Source organism: Actinoplanes flavus, assembly GCF_017592555.1.
GTDB classification, from domain to species: domain Bacteria; phylum Actinomycetota; class Actinomycetes; order Mycobacteriales; family Micromonosporaceae; genus Actinoplanes; species Actinoplanes flavus.
In genome coordinates, this window is the sequence record NZ_JAGFNS010000007.1 from 285361 (window position 1) to 309375 (window position 24015).

Genomic DNA, 24015 nt, shown 5'->3' on the forward strand with positions numbered 1-24015 from the left:
CCCGACCGTATCCCCTACAGAACGGGCCGCACCTCGTCCGGCAGCAGCTCCACCACCGACTCCGGATCCCGGTGCCCGACGTCCACCAGCGGCTCGCCCTCCCGGTCCAGCGCGCCCCACAGCCCCGCCGCGTTGCGCACCAGGAACGCCGACGGATGGATCACCACGGCCGCGTGCACCGCCGCCACCACCAGCTGCCCGGTCCGGTCGAGCACCCCGAGCCGCTCGCCGGCGTCCACCACGGCCAGGCCCTCGTCGGTGAACCCGTCCACCGGCCCGCCCACGTGCAGCACCGTCGCGAACCGCCGGAACCGCGGCCGCACCGCGATCCGCCCGTGCCGGTCCACCGCACCCCAGAGGCCACCCTGCCGGACCGCCGCCAGCCCACCCCGGAACGGCCGCGCGTCCTCGAACCCGGCCGGCGCCACCACCAGCCGGTTCTGCCGGTCGATCGCGAACCAGCCGGTCGTGTCACCCCGGGTCACCCAGGCCAGGCCATCGGCGAACCGGCCGACCGCCAGATAGCCGTGCGCGGCCGGGATCACCAGCTCACCGCCCGAGTCGATCAGCTCCCAGGCGTGCGAGTCCGGGCGGCGCACCCAGGCGACACCCTCGGCGAACGGCTGCGCCTCGGCGTACCGGGGTTCCACGGCGGCCGCGTAACCCCACAGCCCGGCCCCGTCGTCGAGCAGCGGCATCGGCGCCTCCGGCAGACCCAGCAGCTCGTCCCGGGTCCGCGGGTAGGGACCCCACCCGTCCCCGGTCCGCCGGGTGATCGCGTCCAGCGCCAGCTCGACCCGCTCCACCAGCTCCGGATCGTCACTCCGGCGCACGTTCAGCGCCCGCTCGAAGTGGTTCACCGCCTCCAGATAGCGCCCCTGCTCGAACGCCGACCGCCCGGCCAGCTCACTGATCTCCGCCCGGATCCGCCCCGGCAACTCCGGCGAATCGGCCTGCGCGAACAGCCGGTCCGCCTCGGCGAACTCGCCCCGCCACTGCAACACGTGCGCCAGCCGCGCCTGCGCGATCGACACCGGCCGCAGCTCACCGCTGGCCTCCGCGTGCCGCACCGCCTCCCGTCCGTCGGCGAGAGCGTCGTCCAGCTCACCGAGCACCCGCGACACCACGGCACGCAGCCCGAGCAGCCCGGCGCGCACGTTGTCCCGTTCCGCGTACTCCAGCCGGTCGGTCAGCCGGTCCACCAGATCCCACAGCCGGTCCGGCTCGTCCACCTGCTCGCGCAGCGTCCGCGGATCGAACTCCCACGTGTACGACGCCAGGATCTGCTCCGGATCGGCCCGCCGCCGGTCGGCCGGGGCACGCTGGTCACGCCGCTGCCGTACCGGCTCGGTCCGGGCCTCCGGCGGCGCTTCCCGCGACCTCTCCGCCACGCCGTCGGCTGCCGCGCCACCGGCTTCCTCGTCCGCCGGCGTCACCCCATTCAGCGGTACGACGTGAGCACCCGAATCCGGCTCGTCCCCCACCGTGGCGTCACCCTCGGGAGCCTCCACAGCCGCGGCCACCGTGCCGGGCTCGTCGCCCTCGGCCTCGTCCTGCCGGGGACCGTCGTCCACGGCCGCCGTGGCCGGGTCGCCCTCGTGGGTCGTCCCCGGCTCACCCTCGGCATCGTCGGGATTCCCGCCGTCAGCCGCGTTCCCCGCCGCCGAAGAGGGCCTGGCCTCCTCCGCCTCGGAGAAATGCCCCACCTCCTCCACATCGGCCGAAGGCCCGGCCTCATCGACCTCCGGGCTGTCACCGGTCGCGGAAGACACGACACCGGAAGGACCCTCTCCCAGAACGTCCGAGTCCTCCATCGCGTCACCGTCGAACGTCGCGCCGGTCTCGGTGACGACGTCCGGCTCGTCCGGAGCCTCGCTCTCCTCCACACCCGGGGCGTCGCTGACGGCACCCTCGGTCTCCGGGCTCTCTTGCACAGCCAAGGCGTCGCTGACGGCGTCGTAGGTCTCCGGGCTCTCGTCCACGTCCGGGGCCTGGCTGATGGCGTCGTCGGTCTCCGGGCTTTCTTGCATGCCCGGGGCCTGGCTGACGGCGTCGTCGGTCTCCGGGCCTTCTTGCACGCCCAAGGCGTCGCTGACGGCGTCGTCGGTCTCCGGGCTCTCGTCCACACCCGGGGCCTCGCTGACGGCACCCTCGGTCTCCGGCAAAACGGACTCGTCGACCGGTGAGGCGCTGTCTACGGCCGGGACGGACTCGGTCGGCTGCCCCGCCGGTGCGTCGCCCGTCTCGTGAGGCTCTTCCGTGGACTCGTCAGTGCGTTCGTCGGCGCTTCCCGCGAGCAGGTAGGAGACCACCGGGGGCAGATCCTCGGAGGACGGCACCACCGTCGTCGTGACCTGCTCGGAATCGCCGTGCGAAACCTCGACGTCGCGCGCGGCGTTCTCGTCGCGCACCGCCTCCGAGGCGTCCACCGTGGTCTCCGTGGAGATCTCCTCCACACCACCGTGAGAGACGGCGCTCTCAGGCCCGGGGCCGTCAGGAAGAAGCCCCTCCTCCGCGGGTGACGGCGTCTCCTCGCCAGCGAAGCCCTCCGGCCCGGCGTCGTCATGTTCCCGTGCGGCAGAAACGGAGGTCACCGCCGCCTGTTCGGCAGCGTCGTCCTGGGCCACAGTGGCTTCCGAATGAGCGGTGGCGTCCGTTTCCCGTGCGGCAGGAACCGAGGCCCCCGCCGCCTGTTCGGCAGCGTCGTCCTGGGCCACGGCGGCTTCCGGGCGAGCGGTGGCGTCCGTTTCCCGTGCGGCAGGAACCGAGGTCACCGCCGCCTGTTCGGCAGCGTCGTCCTGGGCCACGGCGGCTTCCGGGTGAGCGGTGGCATCGGTTTCCCGTGCGGCAGGAACCGAGGTCACCGCCGCCTGTTCGGCAGCGTCGTCCTGGGCCACGGCGGCATCCGGGCGAGCGGTGGCATCGGTCTGCGAAGCGGACTCGTCGGCCCCGGCGGGCTCATCCGTCGGGAAGGGCTCCCCCGGATCGGCGGAACCCGCCACGTCGGCATGCTCGCCCGAGCCGTCCGCTTCGTCGATGGATTCGGCATCGACGGAGAGGTCAGCCTCTGCTGGTTCCTCCACGTCGGTGAGGTAGTCGGCGTAGAGCCGCTGCGGCTCGTCGCCGGCTTCGGCCGCCGAGTCGTCGACGTCGCGCAGCGCTTCGCCGTCCCCGGCGGGGACGCCTTCCGCTTCGGCGGCCGTGCTCTCCGCCTCTTCCCGTCGGGTGTCGTCGTCGAGCTCGCCAGGAGCGAACCAGCCCAGCGGCTGAGGGGTGTCGGGCACCTCCTCGGCCACGACAGCGGGTTCAGCGTCAGGAACCGGCGTGGTGGCCCCGAGCCCACTCATCGACAGCAACCAGCCGAGACCGTGCGTCTCCGATTCCTCTCCGGACGCCTCGGCCCCGCTCGGGCCACCGGCCGACGGCTCGGCTACGAACGGCACGCCGGTCACCGGGGAGGCCGTGCCTGGCCCGCCGGTCGACGGGTCGGTCGCGAACGGCACGCCGGTCACCGGGGAGGCCGTGCCTGGCCCGCCGGTCGACGGGTCGGTCGCGAACGGCACGCCGGTCACCGGGGAGGCCGCGCCCGGCCCGCCGGTCGACGGTTCGGCCGCGGACGGTGCGCCGGTCGACGGCGGGGCAGCCGGTTCGGTGGCGAACGGCGCGCTGGACGCCGGCTGGACCGCCGAATCTGTTGCGAACGGCCGTGCCGTCGGTGCTTCCACGGCCTGGGCGACGTCCTCGGACGGTGCGACCGCCGCGTGCCGCGGGTCGGCGCTCACGCCATGACGGCCGACGGGGGCCTGGGTCTCGTCCCCGCCGTGCCGGGGACCCGCGACGGCGGTGTGCTCTTCCGGCTTCGGCGCCTGACCCGGTGCCGCGAACGGGGCCAGCGCCCGAGGGTCGATGGCCTGAGTGCGGTCCGCACCCGGCCCGAATCCTTCGGCTCCGGTTCGCCGCGGGTCGAACGGCCGGGTCGGATCCTCGGGATGCGATCCGGGATCGTGGTGTCCGGCCGTGTCGGGAGCCCGGCCCGAACGCCGTGGGTCGAGCGGCCGGGTCGGGTCCTGCCCCTGCTGTGCGTCTTCCCGGGTAGCCGGGAACGACACACCGGGTGCGGCACCGGCGACCGGCGCGCCGGCCTGGAACGCCACCGGCCCGGAGACCGGCGCGACGCCGCCGGGCGTGGTGGGCGATCCGGGGACGACGGGCGCGGCCGGTGCGGTGTGCCCGGGCATGCCGGTGCGGCTGTCCGGACCGAACGGTGCGACCGGCCCGGAGGCGGGTGCCACCGGCCCGGAGGCGGGTGCGACCCCGCCGGGACCGGTGGGTACCGAGAGCCCGGGCGTCTGGCCGGGAACCGTCGGATAGACGGCGGCCGGAGGCACCGCGGACGCCGGGGTGACCCGGGTCGGTTGAGGAGCCGGGCGCGACGGAGCCGGCGAGTTCCGGTCCTGCGGCGCGGGGCGGAGGTCGAACGGCGCCTCCGGGGTACGGCCGGGTCGCGGTGACCGGCGCTCGTCGGCGTATGCCGGGAACGTCTCGGCGGGCACCGGGCGAGCGGCGCCGTAGGACGGACCGGCCGGGGAGACCGGGCGGGCCTCACCGCTCCGCGCGGGCACGATCTGCTCGGGCGACGGGCGACGGCCCGGGTGACCCGGCTCCTGGTCCGGTCGTACCGGACCGGGCGCATGGCGGGCGGCCGGCGCGACCGGCCCACCGGGACGTCCGGGGTGCTCGAGCTGCCCGGGTCCACCCGAACCGGACGGCGCCGGGCCGCCGGAGTGCGGACCGTGCTGCCCCGGCGGGACCTCGCCACCACGACCGGCCACGACGGGCCCGCCGTGCCCGGGCGGAATGGAACCACCATGACCGGGGGCACCCGGGCGCCCCTGGGGGCCGGGGCCGCCCGCGGCTACGGGCCGCCCCTGCGGCATCGGGCCGCCCGAAGAGGACGGGCCGCCCGAAGAGGACGGACCGGCGAACGAGTGCGGGCCACCACGAGGCGCCGCGCCACCCGGAGACGCGGAACCGCGCGAACCGGGCCCACCGTGCTGGCCGGGGCCACCGGGTGGAACAGGCCCGCCGTGCTGGCCGGGGCCACCGGGTGGAACAGGCCCGCCGTGCTGGCCGGGGCCACCGGGCGGGACGGGCCCACCGTGCTGGCCGGCCCCAAGGGGCGGAACAGGCCCACCGTGCTGGCCGGGGCCACCCGGCGAGACCGGAATGCCGTGCGCGGCCGGGCCGCCGGGCTGTCCCGAAACGTTGTGGGCACCCTGCGGCGCCTGGCCGGGGTGGAAGGGAGCGCGCTGGGACGCGGCCGGGGACACCGGGCGGTTGCCGTAACCGCCGGGCTGTTGCGGCCCGCGGGCCCATCCGCTGCCGCCGGGCGCGTCGGACGGCGCGGGCTGCTGCGGACCACGGGCAGCCGGCGCCCGCCCGGGGGAGACCGGCGCGGCCGGCATCGGATGCCCGGGATTCACCGGGACCGAGGGCCGGCCGGGCGCGCCGGAATGGCCGGGGCCACCGAAACCGCCGCGGCCGCCAGGACCGCCGGGAGCGCCAGGACCGCCGGGGCCCCCGGGAGCGCCAGGACCGCCGGGGCCGCCGGGAGCGCCAGGGCCGCCGGGGCCGCCGGGAGCGCCGGAAGGGGCCGGGCCGGCGCCGGGCGCACGGCCGTAGACCGGCGCCGCCCCGCGCCGCTGATCGGGGCCGCCCGGCGCGGCGGGACCGCGCCCCTGGTCGACGCGATCGTGCATGTGGATGGGCCGGTTCCAGGAGGGCTCATCGCGCGGGGCCGTGGGCGCGGCCGGGCGCGGGTCCTCGGATCGGGGGGTGACCGATGCGCGGCCGCGGCCCGCACCGCTGACCGGCGCCGAGCTGGCCGGACCGGAACCGCCGCGGGACGCCTCGTAGACGGGCGTGTGCACGGCCTTGCGGCGTCCCGGGTCGCCGGGGTAGCGCTGGCCGGGCAGAGGTTCCCACTCCCAGGTGATCTCGTAGACCCAGGCGGGTTCGTCATCCCAGCCGTCGGCGCTCGGCCGGGAGCTCCAGCCGTTCATCGGGCGCCCAGCGGGTGACCCGTCGAATGGCAACGCTCCGTCACGGCGAACTCCACCTGTCAAGAAAAAGGGCCGCGTCCGGCCGAGGACCTGCGTAGAGTCACCCGGCTCGTCGTGGGGGTTTCGAGAGGAGATTAACGGCGTGGACCAGCGAGACGCCAGCGTGCCGACGATCTCTCGAATAGGTCCGTTCCGCGCCTCCATTGCTACTTTCGGTGCGCTGATCGGGTCGGGTTTCCGGCGGTACGCGACCTACCGGCAAGCCACCATAGCCGGAACGTTCACCAACATCGTGTTCGGCTTCCTCCGCTGTTACGTACTGCTCGCGGTGGCCGCGACCGCCGCCGGGCAGCGTCCCGCCGGGTACACCGCCGAGCAACTCGCCACCTATGTCTGGGTGGGCCAGGGTTTACTCGCTGTCATCGGCCTCTGGGGCTGGACGGAGCTGGCCGACCGGATCCGCAGCGGCGACATCGCGGCCGACCTGTTACGTCCGGTGCCCCCGCTGACCGGTTTCCTCGCCGCCGATCTGGGCCGGGCGCTGCACGGGATGCTCACCCGGTTCGTTCCGCCGCTGCTCGCGGGGGCGGTCTTCTTTCCGCTGCACACGCCGTCCCGGTGGCAGACGGTGCCGCTGTTCGCGGTGTCGGTGGTGCTGGCCGTGGTGATCTGTTTCGGCTGCCGGTTCGTGGTGAACGCGACGGCCTACTGGCTGCAGGACGCCCGCGGGCCGATCACCCTGTGGACGCTGGGCGCCGGTGTGCTCGGCGGGCTCTACTTCCCGTTGCGGCTGCTGCCGGCCGAGTTGACGGTGGCGCTGTGGGTGGCGACGCCGCTGCCCAGCCTGTTGCAGACGCCGCTCGACGTGATCGCGGAGCGGGACGGCCCGGCGTTGCAGGCCGGGCTGGTGGCGTTGCAGGTGGTGTGGGCGGTGCTGATCCTGGCGCTGGGCGCGCTGGTGCAGCGGCGGGCCGAACGGCGGCTGGTGGTGCAGGGTGGGTGAGCTGCGTGCCTATGCCGCTCTCGGGGCGGCGCAGATCCGGTCGGCGACCGCGTACCGTACGTCGTTCCTGATCGAGCTGTTCGGCAACATGGGCGCCACGGTCTTCGATGTGCTCACCGTGCTGGTGCTGTTCCGGGCCACTCCGGCGCTCGGCGGATTCTCGCTGGCCGAGGCCATGTTGATCGCCGGTTTGAGTGCGGCCGGGTTCACGCTGGCCGATTTCACGGTGGGGAACGTGGACCACCTCAAGTCGCTGGTCCGGGCCGGGACGCTGGACGCCGTGCTGGTCCGGCCGCTGGGCGCGCTGCCCCAGCTGCTGCTCATGGATCTGCCGGTCCGCAAGGCGCTGCGGGTGGTGTTCGGGTTCACGGTGCTGGTCCTGGCGGTCGCCGCCAACGACATCGACTGGACACCGGCCCGGGCGTTGCTGCTGGTGGTGGCCCCGGTCGCGGCGGCGGTCTTCTTCGGGTCGATCTTCGTGTCGAGCGCGAGCCTGGCGTTCTGGTGGGTGGATTCGGGCGAGGTGGGTGCGGCGTTCACCTACGGCGGGCGGGACTTCACCTCGTACCCGATGTCGGTCTTCGGCGGTTGGTTCCGCGGCCTTTTCGCGTACGCCCTGGGGTTCGCCTTCGTGGCCTATCAGCCGGCGCTGGCGTTACTCGGCGTGCCCGATCCGCTCGGTCTGCCGGCCTGGTCCGGCTTCCTCTCCCCGCTGGTCGCGTTCGCCGCGGCGGCTTTCGCCGCCGGCGTCTGGCGCGCCGGAATCCGTCACTACCGGAGCACCGGATCATGATCGAGATGCGCGAGCTTCGCAAAGATTTCACTGTACGGGTGAAAGCCGGCCGCCTCCGAAGGGCGAAACGGACCGTCTCCGCCGTGGACGGAGTGTCCCTGAGTATCGGCCGTGGCGAGATGGTCGGCTACATCGGACCGAACGGCGCCGGCAAGTCGACGACCCTGAAGATGCTCACCGGCGTGCTGACCCCGTCCTCGGGCCACGTGTCGGTGTGCGGCCTGACCCCGGTGCCGCAGCGGACCCGGCTGGCGCTGCGGATCGGCGTGGTGTTCGGTCAGCGGTCGCAGCTCTGGTGGGATCTGCCGTTGCGTGAGTCGTTCCGGCTGCTGCGGCACATCTACCGGGTGCCGGCCGCCGAGCACGCGGCCCGGCTGCGCCGCTGCCGGTCGCTGCTCGACCTGGACGCGTTCCTGGACACCCCGGTCCGCCAGTTGTCGCTGGGCCAGCGGATGCGGGGCGAGCTGACCGCGGCCCTGCTGCACGGTCCGGAGGTGCTGTTCCTCGATGAGCCGACGATCGGCCTTGACGTGGTGAGCAAGCAGGCGGTCCGCTCGTTCCTGGCCGAGCTGGGCGGGTCCGGTGACGTGACGCTGGTGCTGACCACGCACGACCTGGCCGACATCGAGCGGCTCTGCGAGCGTCTCGTGGTGATCGATCACGGCCGGGTGGTGCACGACGGCAGCATCGAGGCCCTGCACGAGCGGTACGGGTCCCGCCGCAGCATCGTCGCCGACCTGGCCGAGCCGCTGCCGGACGGGTTCGAGCTGCCCGGCACGAAGCTGGCGGGGGTGACCGCGAACGGTCACCGGGTCACCTTCGTCCTGGAGTCGTCGACGGCCGGCGCCGCGGTGGCCGGTCTGGTCGCGGCGGTCGACGTCCGGGATCTGTCCCTGCTGGAGCCGGACATCGAGGACGTGGTCGCCCGTCTCTACTCGGCTACCGATGCTCCATGACGAGGATGGCCCAGGAGTTCGGCTCCAGCGCCTCGTAGCTGTGCGGCACGTCGCCCGGGAAGGTCACGTAGTCACCGGGTCCGACCTCGACCAGTTCGGCGACCGGGCCGACCCGGATCCGCCCGGCGGACACCACGATGTGTTCGACGCTGCCCGGGATGTGCGGCTCGGCGTCGCGCCGGGCGCCCGGCTCGAGCTCCAGGACGTAGATGTCGCGCCGTGCGTTCGGCGCGCCGGTGGCGAGCAGGGTGCCGTAGAAGTCGGCATTGTCGGAGCGCACCCGGGGGCCCTCGCCGGCCCGGACGACCCGTACCGGTGAGGCCGGCGGTTCGATCAGCCGGCTGAACGGGACGCCGAGCGCCACTCCCAGCGCCCACAGCGTCTCGATGCTCGGATTTCCGGAACCGGCCTCCAGTTGGGACAGCGTGGACTTGGCCAGCCCGGCTCGCCGGGCCAGCTCGGCCAGGGAGATCCCGGCCCGGTCGCGTTCCCGGCGCAGGTTCGCCGCGATGAGGGCGAGCGGGGGTGCCGGCTGCTGCATGTTCGCTCCATCGGTCTCATCGTTCGGTTTGACGAACGCTCGCGGCTCGTTCACTATTTCGAACTATGGGTACGTTATATCGAACGCGGGCGCGGCTCCGGGACATCGGCGCTCTGGCCGCGGCCACGCTCGCGGTGGGCGCGTCCTTCGGCGCCATCACGATCGCGTACGGGCTACCCGCCTGGGTTCCGGTCGTCATGTCGGTGCTGATCTTCGCCGGTGGCTCCCAGTTCCTCGCCGTCGGCCTGCTGGCCGCCGGCAACCCGGTCGCCGCCGTCCTGGCCGGCCTGCTGCTCAACGCCCGGCACCTGCCGTTCGGCCTGGCCGTCGCCGACGTGCTCGGCACCCGCTGGCGCGACCGGCTGGTCGGCGCGCACATCATGACCGACGAGACCGTCGCCTTCGCCCTGGCCGAATCCACCCCACAGGCCCGCCGCCGGATCTACTGGCTGGTCGGGGCCACCCTGTTCGTGGTCTGGAACACCGGGGTCGTGCTCGGTGTCCTGCTCGGCGGCGCCACCGGCGACCCGAACGCTCTCGGCCTGGACGCCGCCTTCCCGGCCGGCCTGATCGCGCTGATCCTGCCCTCGCTACGGGACCGCGACACCCGCCTCGTGGCGATCGCCGGCGCGGCCGTCGCGGTGCTGCTCACCCCGGTGCTCCCGGCCGGCCTGCCGGTCCTGTGCGCGCTGCTCGGCCTGCTCGTCCTGTTCCGCCGCCCACCCACCCGGCCCACTCCCAGCGCCGTCTCCACCCGCACCGAGCACCCTTGACACCCCTCACCCGGCCCTCACCGCCGCCTCAGCCCCGCGCCCTCCCCGACAGTCACCAACCTCAGCGGGCCCTCACCGCCGCCTCAGCCCCGCGCCCTCCCCGACAGTCACCAACCTCAGCGGGCCCTCACCGCCGCCTCAGCCCCGCACTCTCCCCGACAGTCACCAACCTCAGCGGGCCCTCACCGCCGCCTCAGCCCCGCACTCTCCCCGACAGTCACCAACCTCAGCCGGCCCTCACCGCCGCCTCAGCCCCGCACTCTCCCCGACAGTCACCAACCTCAGCCGGCCCTCACCGCTGCCTCAGCCCCGCACTCTCCCGGACAGTCACCAACCGCACCCGGCCCTCACCGCCGCCTCAGCCCCGCACTCTCCCCGACAGTCACCAACCGCACCCGGCCCTCACCGCCGCCTCAGCCCCGCGCCCTCCCCGACAGCCACCAACCTCAGCTGGCTCCCCGCGCTGTCTCGGCCCAGCGAGACAGCGCCGACAGCCAGCCGCTCACCTGCCTCGGCTGGCTGCCAGTGCTCTCTTCGGGCGCGCGGAACAGTGCTGGCGGCCAGCCACCAACCCCGACTGGTTCTCGGCGCTGTTGCGGGCCGCGTGCGAGAGCCCTGAGAGCCGGCTGAACATGATCTTGGAGGAGCTATGTTGATCACCGCGATCGTGGTGCTCGCGGTCGGGACCTATGCGATCCGCCTCAGCGGCGTGGTGCTGCGCGATCGCCTGGAACTGTCCGAGCCCCTGCAACGGCTGCTGCCGATGTCGGCCGCCGCGCTGCTGGCCGCCCTGGCCGGGACGGCCGCGCTGATGGCGGGTAGCGAGTTCGCCGGATTCGCCCGCCCGGCCGGGGTCCTGGTCGGCGGTCTGCTGGCCTGGCGGAAAGCGCCGTTCGTGGTGGTCGTCGTGGCGGCCGCCGCCGTCACTGCCCTGCTGCGCCTGGCCGGCGTCGAGTAGGGCACCGTCGTCCCGCGCCTGGCCGAGAGCCTTCCCCGAGCCGGGCGGGTGAGTGGGCAGCACGGCCCGGTGGGCGCGGCACTGGCGTGATTCGGCAGCGGGGTGGGTGAGTGGGCAGCACGGCCCGGCGGGCGCGGCACTGGCGTGATCCGGCAGCGGGGTGGGTGAGTGGGCAGCACAGCCCGGCGGGCGCGGCACCGGCGTGACCCGGCAGCGGCTCGCGCCGAACCGGCGGAACGGCCGGTTCTCGATGGGGGCGGCCATGCCCGTACCGGAAAGGGTCGAAAAAGACGAACGCGGAGACCGGGTGGTCTCCGCGTCGCGTGCGGGACGTCAGACGGTCGCGCCGAGTTGGACCTTCGGCTTCGGCACGCGCATCCGCCGGAAGGTCAGGCCGCGCATGATCCCGTAGAAGTAGAGGCCGCCCAGCTTCTGCGTGGTCTGCGGGAAACGCGCCCGGACCTGCTTCTTGATCCGGCGGGCGATGAGGACGCTGTCGACGAAGACGGCCAGCGCCAGACCGGCCCAGAGCACGTTGCTGGCCAGGTAGACCGCCCGGATGTTGATCGACGAGCCGATCAGCACGACCACCGCGCCGGCGATGAAGAACGACCCGACGGTACGCCGTGAGTCGACGATGTCGCGGACCAGCGAACGCTCGGGGCCGCGATCCCGGGCGAGCAGGTAGCGCTCGTCGCCGTTGCGCATGCCCTCGGCGGCCTCGGCGCGCTCGGCCCGCTGCCGTTCGCGCATCTGCTTGTACGCCTCTTTGCGGCTGGCGGGCGCCGGGTCCTGCACGCGGCGGCCCTGGGCGGCCCGCTTCGGCGTGACCACCCCGAGCTCCTTCTTGCTGGGCGTGTAGCCCTTGGGTCGCGGCTCGGCGGCGACCACCTCCTGCCCGGCGGGGGAGGCGTCGGCATCGGCTGGCTTACGGCGAAACAGCGGCACGTAGGAAGCGTAGCCAAACGGCGCGGTGTGTCGCACACCGCGCCGTTGATCGTGACGAACTCGCGGCTCAGAGCCGCTCGACGTGGGCGCCGAGAGCGGCCAGCTTGGCTTCGAAGTCCTCGTAGCCGCGCTTGATCAGGTTGACGCCGTAGACCCGCGAGGTGCCCTCGGCGGCCAGTGCCGCGATCAGGTGCGCGAACCCGGCCCGCAGGTCGGGGATGCGCAGATCGGCGGCGTGCAGCTTGGACGGGCCGGCGATCACCGCGGAGTGCATGAAGTTGCGGCGGCCGAACCGGCACGGGGTGCCACCCAGGCAGTCCCGGTAGACCTGGATGGTGGCGCCCATCGAGTTCAGCGCCTCGGTGTAGCCGAGCCGCTGCTCGTACACCGTCTCGTGCATGATCGAGATGCCCCGGGCCTGGGTCAGCGCCACCACCAGCGGCTGCTGCCAGTCGGTCATGAAGCCGGGGTGCACGTCGGTCTCCAGCGCGACGGCCTTCAGCTCGCCGCCCGGGTGCCAGAATTTGATGCCGCCCTCGGAGCCGGCCACGCCCGCGCGGGCCACCCGGTCGTCGGTGATCTTCAGCTCGCCGCCGATCGAGCGGTAGACGTTCAGGAACGTCATCATGTCCTGCTGGCGGGCGCCGAGGACCTCGATCTCGCCACGGGTGGCGAGCGCCGCCGCGGCCCAGCTGGCCGCCTCGATCCGGTCCGGGATCGGCTTGTGCTCGTAGCCGTACAGCCGGGGCACACCCTGGATCTCGATGACCCGGTCGGTGTGCACTTTGATGATCGCGCCCATCTTCTGCAGGATGCAGATCAGGTCGATGATCTCCGGCTCGATCGCGGCGTTGCGCAGCTCGGTGACGCCCTCGGCGCGGACCGCAGTGAGCAGCACCTGCTCGGTGGCGCCGACGCTCGGGTAGGGCAGCTCCAGCTTGGCGCCGTGCAGACCGTTCGGGGCGCTCAGGTGCATGCCCTCGGGGGTCTTGTCGACGACCGCGCCGAACTCGCGCAGCGCCCCGATGTGGAAGTCGATCGGGCGCGGGCCGATGTGGCAGCCGCCCAGGTCCGGGATGAACGCGTGACCGAGGCGGTGCAGCAGCGGCCCGCACAGCAGGATCGGGATCCGGCTGGAGCCGGCGTGGACGTTGATCTCATCGGTGCTGGCGCTCTCCACGTTGGTGGGGTCCATCACCAGTTCGCCGTCCTCGGCTCCGGCGGAGACCTTCACGCCGTGCAGCTCGAGCAGCCCGCTGACCACCTCGACGTCGCGGATCCGCGGTACGTCGAAGAGGCGGCTCGGGGACTCGCCCAGCAGGGCGGCCACCATGGCCTTGGAGACGAGGTTCTTGGCGCCACGAACCCGGATCTGCCCCTGCAGCGGCGTGCCACCGTGCACGACCAGGACATCTTCGGTCAACGTAACCTCCAGCCGGCGGGCGTGTCGCGCCCGATGATCGAGTAAGCAGAGCGCGGGCGGGGGTACCCGATTCTGCAACCGGGGAAGCATAGCGCTGAGTGACAACCACGGCAGCCGTGGCGATGCGTGAAACGCCGTTAAATGCTGATGGATGAGGCGCGCCAAGAGAATCCACCGTGCGGGTGGATTCAATCGGCTACGGAGAGTTATGGCAAGGCGAGCATCTGGTCGAGGGCGATCCGGGCCTCATGGGCGGTCTTTTCGTCCACCGTGATGACGTTCGGCACCCGTCCGGCGACCAGTTCCTCCAGCGCCCACACCAGGTGGGGGAGATCGATCCGGTTCATGGTGGAGCAGTAGCAGACCGTCCGGTCGAGGAACATGATCTGTTTGTCCGGGTGGGCCAGCGCGAGACGGCGGACCAGGTTCAGCTCGGTGCCGACCGCCCAGGCCGAACCGGGCTCGGCCGCCTCCAGAGCCTTGATGATGTACTCCGTGGAGCCCACGTGGTCGGCCGCCCGGACCACGTCGTGGCGGCACTCCGGGTGCACCAGGACGTTGACGCCCGGCACCCGCTCCCGCACCTCACGGACGCTGTCCAGGGTGAACCGGCCGTGCACCGAGCAGTGCCCCCGCCACAGGATCATCCGGGCGTTGCGCAGCTGCTCGGCGGTCAGGCCGCCCTGCGGCTTGTGCGGGTCGTAGAGGACGCAGTCGTCCAGATCGAAACCCATCTCCAGCACGGCGGTGTTGCGGCCCAGGTGCTGGTCGGGCAGGAAGAACACCTTCGACCCCTGCTCGAACGACCAGGTCAGGGCCCGCTTCGCGTTCGACGACGTGCACACCACGCCGTTGTTGCGGCCGACGAACCCCTTGATGTCGGCGGACGAGTTCATGTACGTCACCGGGACGATGTCACCGGCGATGCCGAGGTCCTCGAAGTGCTCCCACGCCGTCTCGACCTGGCCGAGCACCGCCATGTCGGCCATCGAGCAGCCGGCCGCGAGGTCGGGCAGGATGACCCGCTGCGACGGCTTGGTCAGGATGTCCGCGCTCTCGGCCATGAAGTGCACGCCGCAGAAGACGATGAACTCCGCCTCGGGACGGGCCGCCGCCTGCTGGGCCAGCTTGAACGAGTCGCCCGTCACATCGGCGAACCGGATCACCTCGTCGCGCTGGTAGTGATGCCCCAGCACGAACACCCGGTCGCCGAGCGCCGCCTTCGCCGCCTCGGCCCGGGCCACCAGGTCCGGGTCGCTCGGGGCGGGCAGCTCGCCGGGGCAGTCCACGCCCCGCTCGCTGGCCGGGTCGGTGCCCCGCCCGAGCAGGAGCAGAGCCACAGGGGTGTTCGCGGGTTCGGTCCAGGTCGACGTCACGCCAGCCATGTTCGCACAGCGGATGAGACGGTAGCTGCGCCCCGGAGGGTGTGCTGCCACACTCGCGATGTGCGCGTACTGATCTGTCCGGACAAGTTCGCCGGTACCCTTTCCGCCCCCGAAGTCGCCCAAGCCGTCGCCGACGGCTGGTCCGTCCCGGGTGACGTCCTCGTGCAACGGCCGCTCGCCGACGGCGGCCCCGGATTCGTCGAGGTCCTGGCCGCCGCGCTGGACGGCCGGCGGATCCCGGTGGACACCGTCGACCCGCTCGGCCGCCCGGCCCGGGGCGAGATCCTGTACGCGAACGGCGTCGCCTACGTGGAGAGTGCCCAGGCCTGCGGCCTGCACCTGCTCACCGCCGCCGAACGCGACCCCCGGGTGACCACCTCGTACGGCCTGGGCCTGCTGCTGGCCGCCGCCGTCGAGACCGGAGCGGCCGAGGTGGTCGTCGGACTGGGCGGCTCCGCGGTCAACGACGCCGGCGCCGGCATGCTGGCCGCGCTGGGCGCCGCCCCGGTCGACGCCGCCGGCCAGGCCCTGCCGTACGGCGGGATCCCGCTGATCACCGCGGCCGCCCTGGGCGGTGTCCCCCGGCTGCGGCAGGTGCGCCTGGTCGCCGCCACCGACGTGGACAACCCGCTGACCGGCCTACACGGCGCCAGCAACGTCTTCGGCCCGCAGAAGGGCGCCGGCCGGGAGGACGTGCTGCGCCTGGACGCCGCCCTGGAGCACTTCGCCGGTGTGCTGGAGAAGGCGTTCGGGATCGAGGACCTGGCCACCCGCCCGGGCGGCGGCGCGGCCGGCGGTCTGGGCGCCGCGCTGATCGCCCTCGGCGGCACGGTCACCTCCGGCATCAACCTGGTCACGAACCTGATCGGCCTGGATCGCGAACTGGACGCCGCCGACCTGGTGATCACCGGCGAGGGTTCCTTCGACCACCAGTCGCTGCGCGGCAAGGTGGTCGCCGGGATCGCCGCCGGGGCCCGCGACCGGGGCCTGCCGTGCGTGGTGCTGGCCGGCCGCAACGAGACCGGGCAGCGGGAGGCCGCGGCCGCCGGGGTCACCGAGACGCACACCCTGGTGGAGCATTTCGGCGACGTCGAGACGGCTCTCACCGAACCGGCCCGTGGCCTGCGGGAACTCGCGGGCCGCCTGGCCGGGCAGTGGAGCAGGTGATCTGATCGGCCCCGGATTGGGAATCCGGGGGATTGGGGTTAGCGTTGCCTGGTACGGCACATGACCGCACCTGGCAGGGAGATACCTAGTGACCACTGAAGCGCACACCGAGTCGACCGAGGCGACCGCCCCGACCGGCGTCATCCTCACCGACGTCGCCGCGGTGAAGGTCAAGGCCCTGATCGAGCAGGAGGGGCGCGACGACCTGCGCCTGCGCATCGCCGTACAGCCCGGTGGCTGCTCCGGCCTGCGCTACCAGCTCTTCTTCGACGAGCGCTCGCTCGACGGTGACGTCGTCAGCGACTTCGACGGCGTCGAGGTCGTGGTGGACCGGATGAGCGCTCCGTACCTCGCGGGCGCGACCATCGACTTCGCCGACCGGATCGACGCTCAGGGTTTCACCATCGACAACCCGAACGCGCAGAACTCCTGCGCCTGTGGTGACTCGTTCCACTGAGACAACCTTTGAACAGGCCGTCCCGTTGTACGGGGCGGCCTGTTCGCTGCTTCGGGCCGGTAGTCTCGACGCGTAACGCCCCCTGTTCCCTACCCCGAGGGCCGAAATGAAGATCGCCGTCACCGGCTCGATCGCCACCGACCACCTGATGCACTTCCCCGGCAGGTTCGCCGAGCAGCTCATCGCGGACCAGCTGCACAAGGTCTCGCTCTCCTTCCTCGTCGACGACCTCGTGGTCCGTCGCGGCGGCGTCGCCCCCAACATCGCCTTCGGGATGGGCAAGCTGGGCCTGCGCCCGCTCCTGGTCGGCGCGGTCGGCGCCGACTTCGGCGACTACCGCTCCTGGCTGGAGCGGCACGGGGTGGACTGCGACTCCGTGCACATCAGCGACACCGCGCACACCGCCCGGTTCGTCTGCACCACCGACGACGACCTCAACCAGATCGCCTCCTTCTACGCCGGGGCGATGGCCGAGGCGCGCAACATCGAGCTGCGGCCGGTGCACGACCGGGCCGGCGGCCTCGACCTGGTGCTGATCAGCGCCAACGACCCGGCCGCGATGATCCGGCACTCCGCGGAGTGCCGCGAGCGGGGTTACGCGTTCGCCGCCGACCCGTCGCAGCAGCTCGCCCGGATGGGCGGGTCGGACGTGCTGGGCCTGATCAGCGGCGCTGAGTACCTGCTGACCAACGAGTACGAGCGGTCTCTGCTGGAGACCAAGGCCGGCCTCACCAGCGAGCAGGTGCTGGAGCAGGTGAAGATCCGGGTCACCACCCTCGGCAAGGACGGCGTGGAGATCACCGGCCGGGAGATCGAGCGGATCCACGTCCCGGTCGTCCCGGACGTCATCGGCGAGGACCCGACCGGGGTGGGCGACGGCTTCCGGGCCGGCTTCTTCGCCGGCGTCTCGTGGGGGCTCGGCCTGGAGCGGTCCGCCCAGGTCGGCTCGCTGGTCGCGGCGCTGGTGCTGGAGACGGTCGGCACCCAGGAGTACGACATCAAGACTCCCGAGTTCACGAAGCGGTTCGCGTCGGCGTACGGGGACGAGGCCGCGGCGGAGATCGCGCCGCTGCTGCCGGCGTGACCACGACATGGTGTTAGCGGTCTTCGCCGGGCTCCCCGGCGTCGGTAAGAGCACCCTGGCCGCCGCGGTGGCCGCCGAGCTGCCCGCGACGGTCCTGGCCGTCGACACGGTCGACTTCACGATGCGGCGGTACGGGGTGCAGGAGCCGCGGCCCGGCTACGCCGCCTACGGAGTGGTGGCCGCGCTGGCCGAGGAGCAGCTCCGGATCGGCCACCACGTGATCATCGACGCGGTGAACCCGGTCCGGTCGGCGCGGCAGCTCTGGGTGGACCTGGCCGAGCGGATGGAGGTGCCGCTGCGGGTCGTCGAGGTGATCTGCGGCGACGACGTGGAGCACCGGCGCCGGGTCGAGGAGCGCTTCAAGGCGCGCGACCACGAGGGCATCCCGGACTGGGTGCGGGTCCTGGAACGACAGGCGGAGTACGAGCCCTATCTGGGTCCGCGCCTGGTCGTCGACACCCACCTGGCCAAGGATCCGGTGCCGTCCGTGGTCGGCTATCTCGACGATCGCCGCCGGTGACCAGGCGATAGTCCGCGGAGCGAAGCGGAGCCGTTCAGCTCAGCCTGCGCACGTCGAAGGCCTGGCCGTCGGCGGCGACGAACTCCTGGCCCTTCATCCGGCACCAGGCGGGGATGTCGTTGGCCGCGGCCGGGTCGTCGGCGAGCACCCGCACGATCTCGCCGACCGCCACGCCCGGAATGGCCCTGGCCAGCCGGATCACCGGGATCGGGCAGCGCAGGCCCCGGCAGTCCAGGGTGATCAGATCCCGGCCTCCTTCCGGATGGCGGCCACCACGCCCGGCAGCACGGTGAGGAACCTCTCGACGTCCGCCTCGGTGGTGTCCCGGTGCAGCGACACCCGGACGTTGCCGTGGCTGAGCACCCCCATCGCCTCCAGCACGTGACTCGGGCGCAGCGTCGACGAGGTGCACGAGGAACCGGAGGAGACGGCGAAACCGTGCCGATCCAGGGCGTGCAGCAGGGCCTCGCCGTCGACGTACAGGCAGCTGAACGTGACCAGGTGCGGCAGCCGCTCGACCGGGTCGCCGACGATCTCCACGTCCGGCACGGTGGCGGCCACCCGCTCCCGGATCCGGTCGACCAGGGCGCTCAGCCGGACCGCCTCGCTCCGCGCCTCGGCGGTCACGGCACGAAGGCTCGCGGCCGCCGCGACCACGGCCGGCAGCGAGAGCGCGCCTGGGTGGCGGGGGCGATAAAGATCATCCTGAGGGTACGGGGAGAGCCACCGCACACCCTTGCGCACCACCAGCACGCCGACCCCCGCCGGACCGCCCCACTTGTGTGCCGAGGCGCTCAGCAGTGACCAGCCGGGCGGCACCGGCGCCCGGCCCACGGTCTGCGCCGCGTCCACGAACAGCGGCACCCCGGCCTCGGCGCACAGCTCCGCGGCGGCGGCCACCGGCTGCACCGTGCCCACCTCGTGACTGGCACTGATCAGGCCGGCCAGGGCCACCCCACCGGCCCGGACCGCGGTGGCCCACGCGTCCAGGTCGAGCCGGCCCAGCCGGTCCACGCCGACCTCCACCGCCTCGGCCGTACGTGCGGCGTGCAGCACCGCCGAGTGCTCGATCGCCGAATGCACCAGCACCCGGCCCACCCGCTCGCGCCCGCGCAGCCCGCCGAGGACCGCCGCCTGGGCCGCCGCCGTGCCGGAGGGCTGGAAACTCACCTCGTCCGCCCGTACGCCCAGGATCTCGGCGACCACCGCGGTGGCCGCCTCGTGCAGCTGCTGGCCCCGCCGCCCGGCCGCGTAGAGCCGGGACGGGTCGGCCCAGCCGTCGGCGAGGGCGGCGAGAAGCGCCTCACGTGTCACCGGATGCGGCGGCGCCGCGGTGGCGGCGTCCAGGTAAGCGGGCGCCCCGGCCGGATCGCCTGTGTAATCCACACAGGGAACGGTATCGTCCGGTTGTCCGGGTGTTTTCCGGGACGGGTCGCTCCCACGCCAGGGCCCCCAGCCCCCCGGTGGCTGGTCGCCGTGGCCTGGTCGAGTAGTGTGCGACCGTCAGTGAGCCTTGCCGCCAGGTGTCCGGTTTCGGCAGGCGGCGCTGCTAAGGAGGCAGAAGCAGGTGGGCGCAAGGAGTTCGGCCACACGGCCGCGGGCAGTAGGCCGGGCGGCCGGGCTGGTTCTCGGCGGCGCGACGCTGCTGACGCTGCTCTCGGGCTGTTCGATCGAACAGTGGGGATCCGCATTCGGTAACTTCGGCTGGCCGAGCCGGGGTATCAGTCTGCAGGCCCACGAGATGTACGACCTGTGGATCGCGTCGACGATCGCCGCTCTGGCGGTCGGCATCGGCGTGTGGGGTCTGATCTTCTGGTGTGTGATCCGGTACCGCAAGCGCGGCGACGAGCTGCCCGTGCAGACCCGGTTCAACATGCCGATGGAGATCCTCTACACGGTCACGCCGATTCTGATCGTCGCGGTGCTGTTCTTCTACACCGCGGTCGTGCAGACCAATGTCGACAAGCTGTCCAAGAACCCGGACCAGGTCGTCGAGGTCGTGGCGTTCAAGTGGAACTGGCAGTTCAACTACCGCGACGGGATGGGTAAGGACGCCAACACGGTCGCCTCGACCGTCGGTTCGTCCGACGTGATCCCGATCCTGGTCCTCCCGGTCGGTCAGAAGATCCGGTTCGAGGAGACCAGCAAGGACGTCATCCACTCGTTCTGGGTGCCGGAGATGCTGTTCAAGCGGGACGTCTTCCCGGGCAGCGTGCGCAACGTCTTCGAGGTGACCCTCGACACGGAGGGCCGCTACGTCGGCCGGTGCGCCGAGCTGTGCGGCACGTACCACGCTTTCATGAACTTCGAGCTGGTGACGGTCTCCCCGGAGAAGTTCGAGCGGTTCCTCGCGGCCAAGAAGGCCGGGCAGTCGACGCCGGAGGCGCTCATCGTGATCGGCGAGGAGCCGTTCGCCACGAAGACGTCGCCGTTCAACACGCGTCGTCAGCAGCACTCCTGGAACCAGCCCGAGACCGTAGCCGCAGGGAAGTAGGGGACTCTCGATGAGGACCGAATACAAGATCTTCGCCGCGGTCGCCGTGTTCCTGTTCGGCGCGGCCGCCGTGTACGGGGTCTACACGTACAACACCGGGAACGCCTCCGGCACCGACAGCGGGTACGCGGGCGGCACCGAGTGGGTCGGCGTGGTCGCGCTGATCCTCTCCGGACTGCTGTGCTCGATGTGCGCGGGCTTCTTCTGGTTCGTCGCCCGGCGTATCGATCTGCGCCCGGAGGACCGGGAGGACGGCGAGATCGCCGAGGGCGCCGGCGAGGTCGGCTTCTTCAGCCCGGGCAGCTACTGGCCGTTCGGCATCGCGCTGGCGGCGGCGGTGGCCGGCATCGGCCTGGTGTTCTGGATGTGGTGGCTGCTGGCCTTCGGCCTGGTCTGCGTCATCTTCGCCTCGTGCGGCCTGCTGTTCGAGTACTACTCGGGCACCCGGCACCCGGAAGCTCACCTCTGAGCCTCTCCAGCTGAGCGAAAGCCCGCCTGCCCCCAGAGGGGGAGGCGGGCTTTCGCGTTGGGCTGTCAGGCCGCGGCAGACCGCTGAGCGGGCGCTACGCGCCTTTTCTCGCCGCCGGGCAGCCACAGGTGTACGACGATCGGGGCGACCACCTCAGCGGCTCCACAGCGGGTGCAGACCAGCTCGGGGCAGTCGTCGTGGCCGTCCTCGCACGGCGGCACCTCGAACAGCATGTCGCCGTCGCAGATGGCGCACCGGAGTTCGCGCTCCTGCACAGGGTTCTCCCTTCACGGGAAGCCGGATTACCCGAATGTCATTCAGACGGTGTCACGTATATCGGACATCCCTGGGCATTCTCCACGGCGTGTTGCCGGATTCTTGCGGCTACTCGGCGCTCTTGGCCGCCTGCGCGGCCGCCACCCAACGGTCCAGCCGGGCGGTCGTGGCGCCGGAGTCGATCGCCGCGGCGGCCCGCTCGATGCCGTCCCGCAGTGTCTCGTGGAAGTCGCCCGGGAAGCCGCTCTGCGCCGCGAACGCGGCCGCCGCGTTGAGGATCACGGCGTCGCGCACCGGGCCCTGCTCGCCGGCGAACGTGCGGCGGGCCACGTCGGCGTTGAACGCCGCGTCACCGCCCCGCAGATCGGCCGGCCGGCTGCGCGCCAGGCCCAGGTCGGCGGCGTCGACCAGCAGCTCCTCCACCTTGCCGTCCCGGGCCATCCAGACCCGGGTGGGCGCCGCCGTGGTGAACTCGTCCAGCCCGTCCTCGCCGCGCACCACCAGCGCCGAGTCGCCGCGCCCGGCGAACACCTCGGCCATCACCGGGGCCATCCGCGGGTCGAAGCAGCCGACCATGGCCGCCGTCGGGCGGGCCGGGTTGGTCAGCGGGCCCAGCACGTTGAAGAAGGTCGGCACACCCAGCTCACGCCGGGTCACCGCGGCGTGCCGCATGCCCGGGTGGTAGCGGGCCGCGAAGCAGAAGCCGATGCCCGCCTCCTCGACCGTGCGGGCCACCCCGGCCGGGCCCAGGTCCAGCGGCAGGCCGAAATGCTCCAGCAGATCGGCCGTGCCGGTGGTGGAGGACGCCGACCGGTTGCCGTGCTTGACCACGGTCACCCCGGCGGAGGCCGTGACGATCGCCGCCATGGTGGAGATGTTCACCGTGTTGGCCCGGTCGCCGCCGGTGCCGACCACGTCCACCGCCCGGGTCCGGGTGTCCTCCGGGAGCTCGACCAGCGTGGCGCTGGACAGCATCGCCTGCACCAGGCCGGCCAGCTCGGCCGGAGTCTCACCCTTGGAGCGCAGCGCTATCGCGAACCCGGCGATCTGCACCGGCGTCGCGTTGCCGGCCATGATCTCGCCCATCGCCCACGCGGTGTCCGCGGTGGCGAGTTCCTCGCCACGGAGCAGTGCGCTGGTCAGATTGGGCCAGGTACGTGCGCCCATGGCGGGGCCTCCCGTATTGGGTGTCGTCAGAGAAGTCAGCGGGGAACGGTGCCCAGGGTGCCGAGGGGGACGGCTCCGTCGCGGCGGGCGCGGAGCATGCCGGCCACCGTCTGACCGGTGGTCACCGGGTCGAGCGGGGCCACCAGCGTGGCGTCGACCTGCGCGTACGCGGCGAGCCAGCGATCCGCGGCACGGGCGATGACGACGCAGGTGGGCGGGGGGTTGAGGTACTCGTCCTTGGTCTGACGGGCGATCCCGATGCCGCCGGCGGGGGTCGCCTCGCCGTCCAGCATCATCAGGTCGATCTCGTACTCGTCGAGCAGCCGGCGGCACTCCTCCCAGGAGGCCGCCTCGCAGAACTCGACCTCGAGATCAGCGGCGGGACGCGTGCCGATGGCGAGCCGGATCCGGTCTCGCACGGCGGCGTCGTCGCTGTAGAGCAGAACGGTGTACTCGCTCATCTTGTGCCCCACCTCACGTCCTAGGTCCCGCCGATCGTACCGAACTTGTTATCCGGCATCGGGTGCCGGGCGGCCCGCGTTCTCGGCCGCCTCGGCACGGTCCAGGGCCCGGTCGATCCGGCGGGCCTCGCGCTCCGACTGACGGACCCACTGGACCACCAGGATGCCGAGCATCGTGACGCTGACGATCTCGCCGCCGGCCCACAGGATCCCGCCCGCGGTGACCTGGTCGGCCTTGGGATCCAGCCAGCTCAGGCCCAGGCTCGGGTACCAGTCGCCGCCGAGCAGTTCGGTGCTCTGCATGATCGTCAGCCCCAGCACCGTGTGGAACGGCACGCTCAGCACCATGAGCAGGGCGCGGCCCGGGTACGGCCAGCGGTTCGGCAGCGGGTCCAGGCCCAGCAGCGGCCAGAAGAAGAGGCAGCCGGTGACGATGAAGTGCAGGTGGACGAACTCGTGCACCCAGACGTGCTCCAGGGTCTGCCGGTACGCCCCGGTGAAGTAGAGGACGAACGGGTTCGCGATGAACAGCCCGAACGCGACCAGCGGGAACGTCAGGACCCGGACGTAGCGGCTGTGCAGCACCGCCAGCAGCGTCTTGCGCGGCGGTCCGTGCAGGACCCGCAGCGCCAGGGTGGTCGGCGCGCCCAGGGCCAGGAAGATCGGGCCCACCATGGACAGCACCATGTGCTGGACCATGTGCACCGAGATCAGGGTGGTGTCGTACGCCTCGATGCCGGTGACCGTCACCGCCGCGATCGAGCCGAGTCCACCCGCGACGAACGCCGCCGTGCGCCCGGCCGGCCAGTGGTCGCCACGCTGTCGTAGGCGCCAAACGCCGTACCCGTAGAGCGCCGCCGACACCAGCAGACCCAGCGCGATCAGGCTGAAGACGTTCACTTCGGTGAAGACGGCCGCCGGGGTGAACGGCGGAAGACCAGTATCCCCGGCATCGGCCGCGAGTGTGGGCAAAACGTGAAGACGCACCACTCGAGGCTAGGCCTACCCGCTGCTCACGGATTATTCCGGGGCGCCCATGCGACCAGATCGGGGACCCCGGAGGACCTTGGGCCTATCT

Annotated in this window: 22 protein-coding genes; 11 read left to right on the plus strand and 11 right to left on the minus strand. The window is 72.4% G+C overall.

Translation table 11 applies throughout. The annotated features are described in order from the left end of the window. Positions 1 to 14: 14 nt before the first annotated feature. Positions 15 to 4622: a WG repeat-containing protein gene (locus tag J5X75_RS45430; RefSeq protein WP_208467643.1), complete on the minus strand. Its 4608-nt coding sequence runs from the start codon at positions 4620 to 4622 to the stop codon at positions 15 to 17. Between the two features lie 1582 nt (positions 4623 to 6204). Here J5X75_RS45430 and J5X75_RS13255 point away from each other — a divergent pair. Genes J5X75_RS13255 through J5X75_RS13265 form a run of 3 tightly spaced genes read left to right on the plus strand, consistent with a single transcriptional unit; the run spans position 6205 to position 8814 of the window. Further along, positions 6205 to 7065 (plus strand): ABC transporter permease, encoded by an 861-nt coding sequence (locus J5X75_RS13255; protein WP_208467644.1) that lies wholly within the window; start codon positions 6205 to 6207, stop codon positions 7063 to 7065. Beyond that, on the plus strand, positions 7058 to 7858 hold the full coding sequence (locus J5X75_RS13260; protein WP_208467645.1) for an ABC transporter permease: 801 nt from the start codon (positions 7058 to 7060) through the stop codon (positions 7856 to 7858). Before J5X75_RS13255 ends, J5X75_RS13260 begins: the two co-directional genes overlap by 8 nt. Beyond that, positions 7855 to 8814, plus strand: a complete 960-nt coding sequence (locus J5X75_RS13265; protein WP_208467646.1) for an ABC transporter ATP-binding protein — start codon at positions 7855 to 7857, stop codon at positions 8812 to 8814. The genes J5X75_RS13260 and J5X75_RS13265 overlap by 4 nt, the downstream gene beginning before the upstream one ends. Here J5X75_RS13265 and J5X75_RS13270 read toward each other — a convergent pair. Then, positions 8798 to 9355, minus strand: a complete 558-nt coding sequence (locus tag J5X75_RS13270) for a helix-turn-helix domain-containing protein (RefSeq protein WP_208467647.1) — start codon at positions 9353 to 9355, stop codon at positions 8798 to 8800. The genes J5X75_RS13265 and J5X75_RS13270 overlap by 17 nt on opposite strands. A 65-nt stretch (positions 9356 to 9420) precedes the next feature. On the opposite strand from J5X75_RS13270, the gene J5X75_RS13275 reads away from it, so the two are divergent. Together J5X75_RS13275 and J5X75_RS13280 are read left to right on the plus strand one after the other, a co-directional pair. Then, complete coding sequence (locus J5X75_RS13275) at positions 9421 to 10128, plus strand: AzlC family ABC transporter permease (protein WP_208467648.1); 708 nt, start codon at positions 9421 to 9423, stop codon at positions 10126 to 10128. 649 nt (positions 10129 to 10777) lie between these two features. After that, positions 10778 to 11086 (plus strand): AzlD domain-containing protein, encoded by a 309-nt coding sequence (locus J5X75_RS13280; RefSeq protein WP_208467649.1) that lies wholly within the window; start codon positions 10778 to 10780, stop codon positions 11084 to 11086. A 333-nt stretch (positions 11087 to 11419) separates the two neighbouring features. Here the strand turns inward: J5X75_RS13280 and J5X75_RS13285 are convergent, their stop codons facing one another. The 3 genes from J5X75_RS13285 to nadA all read right to left on the minus strand — a co-directional run bounded on the left by J5X75_RS13285 (position 11420) and on the right by nadA (position 14842). Further along, positions 11420 to 12034 carry a DUF3043 domain-containing protein gene (locus J5X75_RS13285; RefSeq protein ID WP_208467650.1) on the minus strand — a complete coding sequence of 205 codons (615 nt, stop codon included), beginning with the start codon at positions 12032 to 12034 and terminating at the stop codon, positions 11420 to 11422. A 67-nt stretch (positions 12035 to 12101) separates the two neighbouring features. Next, positions 12102 to 13457 carry a UDP-N-acetylglucosamine 1-carboxyvinyltransferase gene (murA, locus tag J5X75_RS13290; protein WP_208467651.1) on the minus strand — a complete coding sequence of 452 codons (1356 nt, stop codon included), beginning with the start codon at positions 13455 to 13457 and terminating at the stop codon, positions 12102 to 12104. 206 nt (positions 13458 to 13663) lie between these two features. Beyond that, positions 13664 to 14842 carry a quinolinate synthase NadA gene (gene nadA, locus J5X75_RS13295; RefSeq protein WP_208467652.1) on the minus strand — a complete coding sequence of 393 codons (1179 nt, stop codon included), beginning with the start codon at positions 14840 to 14842 and terminating at the stop codon, positions 13664 to 13666. A gap of 60 nt (positions 14843 to 14902) precedes the next feature. Between nadA and J5X75_RS13300 the strand changes: the two genes are divergently transcribed. The 4 genes from J5X75_RS13300 to J5X75_RS13315 all read left to right on the plus strand — a co-directional run bounded on the left by J5X75_RS13300 (position 14903) and on the right by J5X75_RS13315 (position 18070). Continuing rightward, on the plus strand, positions 14903 to 16009 hold the full coding sequence (locus tag J5X75_RS13300) for a glycerate kinase family protein (RefSeq protein ID WP_208467653.1): 1107 nt from the start codon (positions 14903 to 14905) through the stop codon (positions 16007 to 16009). A gap of 88 nt (positions 16010 to 16097) precedes the next feature. After that, positions 16098 to 16466, plus strand: coding sequence for an iron-sulfur cluster insertion protein ErpA (erpA, locus tag J5X75_RS13305; protein WP_183226029.1), 369 nt, complete (start codon positions 16098 to 16100; stop codon positions 16464 to 16466). Between the two features lie 106 nt (positions 16467 to 16572). Further along, entirely contained in the window at positions 16573 to 17550 is a 978-nt protein-coding gene (locus J5X75_RS13310) for a carbohydrate kinase family protein (protein WP_208467654.1), read from the plus strand. 7 nt (positions 17551 to 17557) lie between these two features. After that, entirely contained in the window at positions 17558 to 18070 is a 513-nt protein-coding gene (locus tag J5X75_RS13315; RefSeq protein WP_208467655.1) for a P-loop nucleotide/nucleoside kinase family protein, read from the plus strand. Between the two features lie 34 nt (positions 18071 to 18104). Here the strand turns inward: J5X75_RS13315 and J5X75_RS13320 are convergent, their stop codons facing one another. Both J5X75_RS13320 and J5X75_RS13325 read right to left on the minus strand, forming a co-directional pair. Continuing rightward, positions 18105 to 18314, minus strand: coding sequence for a sulfurtransferase TusA family protein (locus J5X75_RS13320; RefSeq protein WP_208467703.1), 210 nt, complete (start codon positions 18312 to 18314; stop codon positions 18105 to 18107). Further along, entirely contained in the window at positions 18311 to 19456 is a 1146-nt protein-coding gene (locus J5X75_RS13325) for a cysteine desulfurase family protein (RefSeq protein WP_208467656.1), read from the minus strand. The genes J5X75_RS13320 and J5X75_RS13325 overlap by 4 nt, the downstream gene beginning before the upstream one ends. Positions 19457 to 19637: 181 nt before the next feature. Here J5X75_RS13325 and ctaC point away from each other — a divergent pair, with 181 nt between their 5' ends. Next, positions 19638 to 20564, plus strand: a complete 927-nt coding sequence (ctaC, locus tag J5X75_RS13330; protein ID WP_208467657.1) for an aa3-type cytochrome oxidase subunit II — start codon at positions 19638 to 19640, stop codon at positions 20562 to 20564. A 10-nt stretch (positions 20565 to 20574) separates the two neighbouring features. Further along, positions 20575 to 21033, plus strand: a complete 459-nt coding sequence (locus J5X75_RS13335; protein ID WP_208467658.1) for a cytochrome c oxidase subunit 4 — start codon at positions 20575 to 20577, stop codon at positions 21031 to 21033. A gap of 65 nt (positions 21034 to 21098) precedes the next feature. On the opposite strand, the gene J5X75_RS13340 is transcribed toward J5X75_RS13335, so the two are convergent. The 4 genes from J5X75_RS13340 to J5X75_RS13355 all read right to left on the minus strand — a co-directional run bounded on the left by J5X75_RS13340 (position 21099) and on the right by J5X75_RS13355 (position 23924). Further along, positions 21099 to 21308, minus strand: a complete 210-nt coding sequence (locus J5X75_RS13340; RefSeq protein ID WP_208467659.1) for a hypothetical protein — start codon at positions 21306 to 21308, stop codon at positions 21099 to 21101. A 109-nt stretch (positions 21309 to 21417) separates the two neighbouring features. Next, a complete protein-coding gene (trpD, locus tag J5X75_RS13345) occupies positions 21418 to 22476 on the minus strand; it encodes an anthranilate phosphoribosyltransferase (protein WP_208467660.1) in 1059 nt (352 codons plus the stop codon). 35 nt (positions 22477 to 22511) lie between these two features. After that, positions 22512 to 22937 (minus strand): hypothetical protein, encoded by a 426-nt coding sequence (locus tag J5X75_RS13350; protein WP_208467661.1) that lies wholly within the window; start codon positions 22935 to 22937, stop codon positions 22512 to 22514. A 48-nt stretch (positions 22938 to 22985) separates the two neighbouring features. Then, complete coding sequence (locus J5X75_RS13355) at positions 22986 to 23924, minus strand: cytochrome c oxidase assembly protein (RefSeq protein WP_372450872.1); 939 nt, start codon at positions 23922 to 23924, stop codon at positions 22986 to 22988. Positions 23925 to 24015 lie beyond the last annotated feature (91 nt).